The organism is uncultured Methanobrevibacter sp., assembly GCF_902801725.1.
In the GTDB taxonomy this organism is placed as follows: Archaea; Methanobacteriota; Methanobacteria; order Methanobacteriales; family Methanobacteriaceae; genus Methanocatella.
In genome coordinates this window covers 58,203-69,037 of the sequence record NZ_CADCJB010000003.1, presented here as the reverse complement: position 1 = coordinate 69,037, position 10,835 = coordinate 58,203, and the positions used below count along the sequence as shown (strand labels likewise).

The following is a 10,835-nucleotide window of genomic DNA, read 5'->3' as shown; positions in this document are numbered from 1 at the left end:
TCTTTTTTGTATATCTCTAAGTGCTTCTATTAATGTATCATTGTCTTTTGGAGTCAAGTCTCCCATATGACCTACTCTAAATAACATGGTCTCGGATAAATCATCTCTGGCAGTACTGACCCATATATCATACTCATTTTTTAAGATTTCAACAATATTAGCTTCAATTTTTTCTTTAGAGTGAACTGTTGTTACGGCATTTGATAAACAATTGGATTTAACTTCAAATGGAAATTCTGTAATCTTATTTCTAAAGTCTTCAGCCAAATCAGATATTCTTTTGATTTCAGCTTCAATGCCACCATCATTTTTAAGCTGATTCAACCTAGCATTAAGCTGCAATATGATTGTGATTGCTGGTGTATAAGGAGTTTGACCCCTAATACCATTTATCAGCATGTCTTCAAAATCAAAATACATGGATTTACATGAATTCTTTTCTACACGATTAATTGCATTTTCGGACAACACAATGATAGCGATTCCTGGAGGGCATGCTAAAGCTTTTTGAGATCCAGTTATTACGACATCAACACCATGTTCAACCATGTTTAAATCATCGGCTAAAAATGAACTGACTGCATCAACAACTAATAATAGATTATTTTTTTTACAAAATTCACTGATTAAGTTAATGTCATAATATACCCCTGAACTGGTTTCACAGATATTTACTATAAATGCAGTGTAATCATTACCATCATATTCATATAACTTTTCACGTGTTAGGCAATGCCCAAATTCCAGTTTGATATCCTCGCAGTCAATATTGTGTAGTTTGCATAAGTCAACGAATCTTTGACCGAAACCTCCTCCATTGACAATTAAAACTTTATCCTCTTCATTGAAAACATTCATAACAGTAGCTTCCATACCCGAAGTTCCAGACCCTGTTAAAAAGATAGCTCTTGAATCATCACCAGCATTAAGAAGCTCTTTCATCAATTGCTCATTTTCCAAATTTATTTTGGAAAATTCAGGAGTTCTGAAATATGGTGTTTGTTTTGACCCTACTTCTAAAATTAAGTCACTGCTCATGACAGGTCCTAATGCAAAATTTAACATCAAAACACCTTTTATCCGATTACATAAAACATATAATTTGTTTCACTATGATCACTTAAATCATCAAAAAGATGACCAGTGCGCATTTCTTTGCAGTTTAATTGTTTGAAAAAGTCCAAATATTCTTGTTCAGTTCTATAAATTGCACTATAATCAGATTCCAAACCATCAGAGTAGAAATCTTTAAGGGTTAATCTAGTCTCCATGCATGAAGTAGGTTCCATAGCAAATATTATTTTGTCTTCAGCACCTATTTGGTTGACTTCATCCATTATAATGTTTATGTCATCATCATTGATGTACATTAAAAATCCGGAAAATATTATTACATCAAATGGAGGTTCAATCAGTAGTTCATCTACTTTTATATCTGTAGCAGACATTAATTGGAATTTGCAGTTATCATAACCATAAGTTTTTTCAGCAATTTCCAAAAGTTCTTCTGAAAAGTCCAAACCTAAATAGGAAGCACATTTATCATGCAATGCTTCAACCCATCTTCCTATTCCACAACCAATTTCAAGAACTTTTTTTCCTGAAACATCAATGTTGTCATGGAAAATCTTTTTTTCCTCTTCATGTCTTTGTTCAGAATTTTCCTTATCTTGGAACAAAACAATAGAATAATCACTTTCCACATCTTTATTTGCTCTTTTGTTAAAAAAATCTTTTACTTTATCCGCATTAATATCTTCTTTATCGCCGTACAATCTAGACATCTTAACACCTTTATTCATTATTATAATTATTTAATTAGCAACTAATCAAATAGAGTATATAATTATCTAATTAATATAATATATTTAAATTAACTCTTTATTAAATTTTATTATAATAAAGATATTAAAAAAAATAATGCTCATTAGCAAGTAATATTTATTAAAAAAAAACTATATAACAATATATAATATATAAAAAAAAGAAATTTTTAAAACATCTTAAAATATAATTTATTAGGATAATTAATTAATAAATTAAGAAATAAAGGAAAATAAACATGATTAAAGAAAAAAAATATGATGATGAAACCCTAAAACATCAACAGCAAGTCAGCATGAAAATCTTAAAATATCTCATAGAAATTTGTGAAGAACACAATTTGACCTATTTTATGTATGGTGGCACTTTAATTGGAGCTTTGAGACATCAAGGATATATACCGTGGGACGATGATATCGATGTAATCATGTTTAGAGAAGACTTTGAAAAATTAAATAAAATCTTTGAAAAAAACATTGACAACAGATTCAGATTCATGAATTGTTTAAATGAAGAAACATATTATCACACTTGGGGAAGATTAATGCTAAAAAATACTCTTTTCAAAGAATGGTGGGCAGATCAAGTCGATTATACTCCAAACATTTATATTGATATTTTTATTTTAGATAATATTCCAAACAACAAATTTAAACGATTTATCCATAGATGGAAATGTTATTTTTTAAATATGTTAACATTTTATTCTTCAATTAAATATGAAAACGATTCTAAAATAAAACAAATAATTCAGCGAACAGTCCATTACACAATAAAAATACTTCCTATATCTCCATATACTATTAGAAAAAAATGCATTAAATCATTCACCCAATATCAAAATGAAAACTGTGAAGAGGTATGCGATTTTCCTTCTTCGGGAATAATGCCAATTTCTTTTAAAACCGATTGGTTTCCTTTAAAAAAAGTTAAATTTGAAGATATTGAAGTTAATATTCCAAATAATTATGACAAAATACTAAAAATGGAGTACGGAGAGTATATGGAGTTGCCACCTGAAGAATCTAGATTCAGACCTGCTCCGGAAGAAATTGACTTTGGAGAATATTAAACAAAAAAATATTTCATAAAAAAGCATAACTACTCTTTAAAAATAGTTTCAGCCAATGTAATATCAAAAGGACGAGTTATTTTAAAATTACCCTGATCTCCATTGAATAATTTTACATTAGCTCCCCTTAAATAGAAAAGCATCATAGCTTCATCCAACAGAGCTATTTCATCTTCTGACAAATCTTCATAAATTTTTAAGAATTTATCAATATTAAAAGATTGAGGAGTTTGTGCATGAAATAAATATTTTCTTAAAGGAATATCAGTAAGTTGCCCTTCTTTTTTAGATTCAAAAATAACATCTGTAGCGGGAATCACTGCACTAGCGGCGCCCACTTCAAGGGAACCTTTAATACTTTCTTCAATTAATTTTTCAGATACAAATATCCTTGAAGCATCATGAGTTACTAAAATAGAATCTTTTTCACAATTTTGATCTTTCATATACTGAATAGAATTCAAAATTGTTTCATTACGAGTAGAACCCCCCTCAATAACTACAATTTTATCATTTTTGGGGAAATAATTGTTCATCAAATCTTTTGTCATGTCGATGAATTCTTTTGGAGAAGATACAATAATTTTATCAAATTCTTTAACATTTAAGAATGTTTCAACTGAATGAACTAAAATAGGCTTATGATTAATATTAACAAATTGTTTAGGTTTATCTTGTTTTAATCTACTCCCAATACCTCCAGCCAACATAGCCGCACAAATCATAAAATCATCACCATTATAATTTATCCCAAAATTTCTCAAATGCATTTTTTGGATTTATCTTATCAATAATTACATCATAAGTAAAATCTACAGTTGCACATTCAATATTATATTTATCACATAATTCTTTCATTATAATAATTGTATTCTTTCCTTCAAAAAGAATCCCCGATGCCTCTTCATCAATTACAATTTTTTGACCATATAAAACACCTAAAGTATGATTTCTACTCACATTTAAAGTTGAAGCAGTGATTATATCCCCAAAACCACAATAATCATCAACAGTTTTTGGATTGCCTCCAAATTTTTCAATTAATTCCTTTGTTTCTTTATAGGTTTTTGTAAAGACGGAAAATCGAGCATTATCATTTACCTTCATACCTTCACAAATTCCTTGGGAAATAGCTATAACATTTTTAATTACTCCACAATATTCGACACCAACAACATCATCACATGCAGAAACTTTGAATTTAGAAGTTGCTAATGCTCTTTTAACTTTATCAAGGCACTGCTTATTTTTACAAGCAATTGATGCTGAAGAAAAAGTGCGTTCAACCATTTCAGAAGCAATATTGGGTCCAGATAATACTGCAGCAGGACTGCCAGTTTCCTCTTCAATAACTTCGGTCATCCTTTTTTTAGATTCTTTTTCTAAACCTTTAGCAGTACTCACAAGAATACAATCATCCGAAATGATATCTTTTAATTTGGAAGTAACACTTCTAATAGTAGATGAAGGTAAAGTTAAAAAGATTACTTCTGCATCTTTTAATTCATTTAAATCATTGACTGCTATAATATTATCTTGTAAACGAATATTTGGAAAATAATCTTTATTAACATGTGTTTCATTTATGTGATGAACAACATCTTCCCTTCTAGCATATAATAAAACATTTTGAGCATTTTCACAAACAGTTTGGGAAATAGCTGTTCCCATAGCACCCGCACCGACAACACCTATATTAGAAAACATGATTTAATATTTGATTTTTTAATATAAAAATTAATACTCTCCAAAATCAAGAATATCCGGAGCAGTATTATATCTATCCTCTTCTGAAGGAATTTTCATATAATCCCCATAAATTTGAGTTAAAATTTTATCATAATTTTTCGGAATTCTAACTTCAAAATCTTCAAATTTAGTATTGATTGCAGGTTCAAAATCATTTCTGTTATAAGCCATATATCCTGCGAGATTACAACAATCAACAACCCTTTCAGTTTCATTATAATTAAAAAAAGTCATTTCTTTTTTAAGTAATTTTTTCCAAAACTTCTTATTTATCGGAATAAAATTCAAAGTATCATATACCGCATTATGTAATTTTGTTCTGAATTTTGTATACATGTCAAATTTAATACATGAATTAATGACAAATTGATAGCAAAAAGTATATGCAACATGATGCAATTTACCTAAAAAATCGCTTTTAGGAACATTATCTAATGTAAATATATCAATGTGAATTCCTAAATCAAAATCTGTATAATGAGTATACCAACGACTAAAAATAGTGTTTCTAAGAGAAACTTTCGCAAAAGAAGCAAAACAATCCTCAACATAATCCATTTGAACAAGATCATATTTATCAGATAATTCATTATTTAGAATATCTAAAGCTTTATCAAAGTCTTTTCTAAATAGAATAATATCTATATCATCATCCCAAGGTATAAAACCTTTATGTCTTATAGTTCCTAAAAGAGAACCTCCATACATATAATAGTTTAAATTATGTTTATTTAAAATTTTTACAACATCTTTGAGAATCATTAATTCAACATCTTGTAAATGTTTTATTTCTTCATCACTATATTTCCTAAATTCACCCACGCGCATGTATTATAATCTATTTAAAATCATATATAAATATTATTTCTGTGTTAATTACACGATTAAAATTGTATTATTTGATTTTTAATCCAATAAGTAATCTGAGCAATATTTAATTTAAACAAATGTTTCTCCCAATTTTTCTTTGATATCCTTCATCATAAAGAATAGTTATTTTTATATTACATAGACATAGTATATCCATGGATATTTTGCAATATTATAATAATAATCCAAAGGAGCTATGATAACAACACACCTCAAAAAAATATCATGATGCTCCACATACTTATTAATAATATGCCAAAAGATTAAAACTATTACTCATATACATTAGGATAATATACATGAAATACAATATATAATTAACAAGATTATTTTTCTAAAAGATTAAACTATCCTTAATTGGAATAATAGTAAATTAAAATAAAAAAAAATGGAAGCGTTATAATGAATTTGGGTAAACTTTATGAAAAATCTCCTAAAATAATTCAAAAATCAGAAAAAATTTTATTATATTCAATGAGACTATCAAAATTTATTTATAGAAAAAAATCATCTCCTTCCCAACCAAATGAAATGTTAAACTTTTTAATAAAATCTACAAATATCCAAACAGAAGGAACACTTAGAGACATTCAATTATTATACACAGAACTATTAAGATTCATAGACAATGTTTGTAAAAAATATAATTTAGAATACTGTCTTGCATATGGAACTTTAATAGGTGCTGTTAGACATGAAGGGTTTATACCTTGGGATGATGATTTTGACATTATTATGATAAGGGAAGATTATAACAAATTAATTGAAGTTCTTCCAGAAGAAATAAATAAATATGAATTTTTTAAAGAAAACTGTGCTCTTACCCGTTTAATTAATGCTAAAGATAATTATTTTAAAGATTTTAACAATATTTATGATGAAAAATTAGGTCACGACCAATACTTTAGTAGTGATCCAAAATTAGGAAAATCAACATTTTTACAATTAGGATGGTTAAAACCTATGGTGAAATTAGATATTTTTCCATTTGATTATATTAAAAAAGATTCCATAGATTATTACACCAAAAATTATTTAGGGCACAAATATTATTTTAGAAAACTATATCATGAACCCGATTTTTCTTTTGAAAAAGAATTCAATGAACGATTTGAAAAGTTAGGGTTGACTTTAGATGAAACAGATTTTATAGCGGAAGGAATTGACGCATCATCATCTGATGATATGGGTGTTTTTGAAAAAGATATTTTTTTCCCTACAAAAACTATGAAATTTGAAGGATATGACATTAAATGTCCAAATAAACCCGAAGAACTTATCAAACGATTATATGGAACCAATTTCATGGATATACCTGGAAACATTAGAATTCATGGATATGGCGAGTATAACTCAACTTTATTCAATTCAAAAGAAGAGATGGATGAATCATTTAAGCATGCCATTAACTACTTAAAAGAAATTAACGATAATTTTAAATAAAATATTCCAAGTAAGAAATCCAATTTTTTAATGATTATTAGAAAATTAGTTGTAAAACGCTTAGAAAATTTAAAAAAATAAGTTTTAAATATATTTAAGATGATTTGAATGAACTATAAAATTAGTGTAATTATTCCCGTTTATAATGCTGAATCAACATTAAAAACATCAATTAATTCTATTATCAACCAAAGCATTGGTTTTGAAAATATTGAAGTTATCATTGTTAATGATAAATCAACTGATAACTCTAAAAGTATAATTGAAGAATACTGCCACAAATACAAAAATATCATAGGTATTCATCTTGATAAAAACTCTGGATTTCCTGGAAAGCCAAGAAATATTGGTATAGAAAAAGCAACAACACCTTATTTAATATTTTTAGATGCTGATGACGAGTATTACCCGCATGCATTCGAAATTTACTATAAAACGATAACAAATGAAAATTCAGACATGGTCATGGCTTCTCATCATTGGAACTTAGATAATGAAATGGTAAAAGTAAGAATTTTACATGAATGCGATGATACATCAGATTTAATAAACATTAACCCCCAATTGAATAAACAAACATTTAATATGACTACATATTATAATGTTGCACCTTGGGGAAAAATTTTCAATAAACAATTCATAATTAATAAAAATATTAGATTCCTGGAAGATTCATTATCTGAAGATGCATATTTTTATTATAAACTAATATTAAATACTAAAAGGATTACTTTACTCCCAAATGAAATATTATATAAATATAATATTATTGAATCAAAAAACTCAATAATCCACACCCATAATTTAAAAACATTTAATAACTTCTTAAAAGGAGCTAAAAAAGTTATAAATTTATTTAATGATTGTGAATATGGATGTAAGCATCCTGTTAGAGCTAGCCTATATAGTTTACTTTTATTATTTTCTAACTTAAAATTAAAAGACAAAAAGGACAATATACAAAAATTATACGAATTTGAAAAATCAATTCCAGAAGAAATTTATATTCCCCGTAAAGAAATAAAAATAATGAATGATCAAATATTAAAACACCATTTCACTAGAGCAATAATCATTTCAGAAATCTATTCTAAATTATATAATAATGCTACAATAAAAAGATTGTATAGAAAAACCAGATAAAATAACTATAAAAAAATAAATTTATAAAGATAGTTAATAAATAATTAAAAAAATTATAGATTATGTTTATAATTAAATTAATTCCCTAATAAATTTAAAACATGAAAAATAAAGGTTAAATAATGGCTAATAAAGTTAAAACGGCATTTGCAAATATGGGTTGGATGATGATTTCACAAATCATTGCTAGCATTTGTGCATTTATTTGGACAATTGTTACTGCATGGTACTTAGGCCCTTCAGATTATGGTATTTTTGGTTCAGCAGTTTCATTTGCCGCTCTTTTTGGAATCATAATTGACTTTGGACTTCCAACATTATTGGTTCGTGCAATTTCTACTGATTTTGAGAGTGAACATAAATATTTGGATAATGCAGTATCATTAAAGTTGTTTTTATCTGTATTGTATATATTAACAGTGTTTTTCGCTCTGATAATTCTTGGATGGAACAGTAAACTAATAACTATTACCTTACTGATTTCTTTTGAAAATTTAATTAAATCTTACCATTCACTTTTATTTACATCATTCCAAGCCCATGAGAAACTGAAATATCAAGCAATAACAAATACAGTTATAAACATACTGACATTGATTTTCATCATTATAGTTACATTTACAGACTTTGCATTAACTGGAATTGCAATTGCATACATTCTCGCCAATTTTATAGCTTTAATTTATGAGCTTTATGCACTTGAAAAACACACCATACTTCCTAAACTATCCTTTGACTTTAGTTTCTACAAAGTTTTATTAAAAGGTGGACTTCCATTTGCATTAACAGGTCTATTCTACACTATTTATTATTCAATTGATTTAGTGATGATTACCCAATTTTCAACAACATATGCTACAGGACTTTATAACTCAGCATATAAACTGATTACCGTTTTAACATTATTCTATACAATCTATGCATCAGTAGTTTTCCCTGTGATGAGCAAATTATTCAAAAACGAAAAAGACATGTTAAACTTTAGCTTTAACAAATCAATCAAATATTTAACATTAGTTACAATTCCAATTTCAGTATTCGCCATGTTTTACGGATATGATTTGATTGGAATTTATGGAGCAGAGTACATTGAAGCAGGAGGGGTTTTAAAGATATTGATTTGGACTGTCTGTTTCCTATTTATAAATGGAGCATGCTCTTTGGTGTTAAATGCTTCTCATCAAGAATATTCCGTGACAAAAATCTATACAATAGCCGCCCTTTTCAATATAGTGTTAAATATATTCTTAATTCCGAAGTATTCCGTTTACGGAGCATCCTTTTCAACAGTACTAAGTGAAATTTTAATTTTACTTTTAGAATTATATATGCTTAGAAAGATTAATCAACTCCCAAATAGACATCTGATTTACGATATTATCAAAATATGTGCAGCATCAGCAATTTTAGGAATTGCATTATATGCTCTTAACTTAAATTTATGGATAGCAATGATAGTATCCATAATAGTCTACTTTAGTGCGATATTCCTTTTAAGAACAATTGATCAGGATGATAAATTAATTATAAAACAAATTATAGGAAAATAAGATACAATGAAAAATAAAAAAGAAAGAATTTTCTACTACGATTTTTTAAGAGCATTTGCCATAATCGCAGTCATCATATGCCATGTTGATTTCTTTTTTGGACCATTAACAACCCAAACTCAGGTAATTGCACAGATGGCATTCCACGACATCGGAAGAATCGGTGTGCCAATATTTTTAATGATCAGCGGAGCTCTGCTTTTAAATCGTGAATATAATCTTTCTGATTTTTTAAAAAGACGGTTTACAAGGATTATTTATCCGTTTATCTTTTGGATTATCTTAATTTCCGCTCAAATTCTTTATATGCATGGGAATTATACACAAGTTTGGAACACATTTATTGGAAATCCGTCCATTACATGGTACTTCTGGACTTTAATCGGAATTTATCTGTTCATTCCCGTTATTAATGCATTCATTGAAAAATACGGAGAGGAAGGCTGTAAATATTTCTTAGTCATTTGGTTTTTTACAATAGCACTGAAAACATTTAATTCATATCCTCTATTCCCCGATTTTAATCTGGATTACTTTGCAAGTTATATAGGATATCCTGTTTTAGGTTATTATCTAACCACTAAAAAATTCGATTTGGATGACAAAAAGATGTGTGTTATCGGATTTGTTATTCTCATAATTTCATTAGCAGTTTTCGTATATTTCGATTACAACAACATTAATTTCATTTCTGAAATTTACCAGAATATTCCTATTGTATTTATGGGAATTGGAATGTATCTGTTTATCAAATATCTTGATAACATAACCTCATTCAAACATGTGAAAAATAATATCATTGGAAAGATAATTATTTCAATAAGTCTTTGCAGTTATGGAATGTATTTCTCACATCTGATTGTAATTAAGTTTTTAGCCAAATATAATCCCCACTCCACATTATTATTCCCAGTAATGTTCGCATTGACAATTTTCCTATCATGGCTGCTGCCATATGTATTCAGCAAAATTCCATATATTAAAAAATTCAGCGGAGTTTAAAAATATTATTTCATTATAAATGAATTAGTAGCATTTTCAACTTAACTAAAGAATCAATGCTACCTTTCATTTAACTCCAAAACAATTATATTTAAACTGTCTGATTGAAACACCACTGCAATAATACATTGAATATGTTAAAATACTGATAATTTAATGACATAATGATACTGTATAAAAAA

The 10,835-nt window shown here is 27.5% G+C and carries 10 protein-coding genes; 5 read left to right on the top strand and 5 right to left on the bottom strand.

The features are described from left to right. Together QZV68_RS01055 and QZV68_RS01050 are read right to left on the bottom strand one after the other, a co-directional pair. A partial coding sequence (locus QZV68_RS01055; RefSeq protein ID WP_296877743.1) for an alanine--glyoxylate aminotransferase family protein occupies positions 1–1,065 on the bottom strand: 1,065 nt, incomplete at its 3' end. An 11-nt stretch (positions 1,066–1,076) separates the two neighbouring features. Further along, positions 1,077–1,784 carry a bifunctional 2-polyprenyl-6-hydroxyphenol methylase/3-demethylubiquinol 3-O-methyltransferase UbiG gene (locus QZV68_RS01050; RefSeq protein ID WP_296877741.1) on the bottom strand — a complete coding sequence of 236 codons (708 nt, stop codon included), beginning with the start codon at positions 1,782–1,784 and terminating at the stop codon, positions 1,077–1,079. A 278-nt stretch (positions 1,785–2,062) separates the two neighbouring features. Here QZV68_RS01050 and QZV68_RS01045 point away from each other — a divergent pair, with 278 nt between their 5' ends. Beyond that, positions 2,063–2,896: a phosphorylcholine transferase LicD gene (locus tag QZV68_RS01045; RefSeq protein WP_296877739.1), complete on the top strand. Its 834-nt coding sequence runs from the start codon at positions 2,063–2,065 to the stop codon at positions 2,894–2,896. A 29-nt stretch (positions 2,897–2,925) separates the two neighbouring features. On the opposite strand, the gene QZV68_RS01040 is transcribed toward QZV68_RS01045, so the two are convergent. From QZV68_RS01040 to QZV68_RS01030, 3 genes are read right to left on the bottom strand one after another with little or no spacing between them, the layout of a single operon-like run. Next, on the bottom strand, positions 2,926–3,621 hold the full coding sequence (locus QZV68_RS01040) for a 2-C-methyl-D-erythritol 4-phosphate cytidylyltransferase (RefSeq protein ID WP_296877736.1): 696 nt from the start codon (positions 3,619–3,621) through the stop codon (positions 2,926–2,928). Between the two features lie 13 nt (positions 3,622–3,634). Further along, complete coding sequence (locus QZV68_RS01035) at positions 3,635–4,603, bottom strand: NAD(P)H-dependent glycerol-3-phosphate dehydrogenase (protein WP_296877734.1); 969 nt, start codon at positions 4,601–4,603, stop codon at positions 3,635–3,637. Between the two features lie 30 nt (positions 4,604–4,633). Then, the gene (locus QZV68_RS01030) at positions 4,634–5,473 is read right to left on the bottom strand and encodes a phosphorylcholine transferase LicD (RefSeq protein ID WP_296877732.1); all 840 of its coding nucleotides are present in this window, start codon (positions 5,471–5,473) and stop codon (positions 4,634–4,636) included. Between the two features lie 444 nt (positions 5,474–5,917). Between QZV68_RS01030 and QZV68_RS01025 the strand changes: the two genes are divergently transcribed. The 4 genes from QZV68_RS01025 (at position 5,918) to QZV68_RS01010 (ending at position 10,653) form a co-directional block, all read left to right on the top strand. Then, positions 5,918–6,958 carry a phosphorylcholine transferase LicD gene (locus tag QZV68_RS01025; protein ID WP_296877730.1) on the top strand — a complete coding sequence of 347 codons (1,041 nt, stop codon included), beginning with the start codon at positions 5,918–5,920 and terminating at the stop codon, positions 6,956–6,958. A 108-nt stretch (positions 6,959–7,066) separates the two neighbouring features. After that, the gene (locus QZV68_RS01020; RefSeq protein ID WP_296877728.1) at positions 7,067–8,101 is read left to right on the top strand and encodes a glycosyltransferase family 2 protein; all 1,035 of its coding nucleotides are present in this window, start codon (positions 7,067–7,069) and stop codon (positions 8,099–8,101) included. A gap of 122 nt (positions 8,102–8,223) precedes the next feature. Next, positions 8,224–9,651, top strand: a complete 1,428-nt coding sequence (locus QZV68_RS01015) for a flippase (protein ID WP_296877726.1) — start codon at positions 8,224–8,226, stop codon at positions 9,649–9,651. A gap of 6 nt (positions 9,652–9,657) precedes the next feature. Next, a complete protein-coding gene (locus tag QZV68_RS01010) occupies positions 9,658–10,653 on the top strand; it encodes an acyltransferase (RefSeq protein WP_296877724.1) in 996 nt (331 codons plus the stop codon). Positions 10,654–10,835 lie beyond the last annotated feature (182 nt).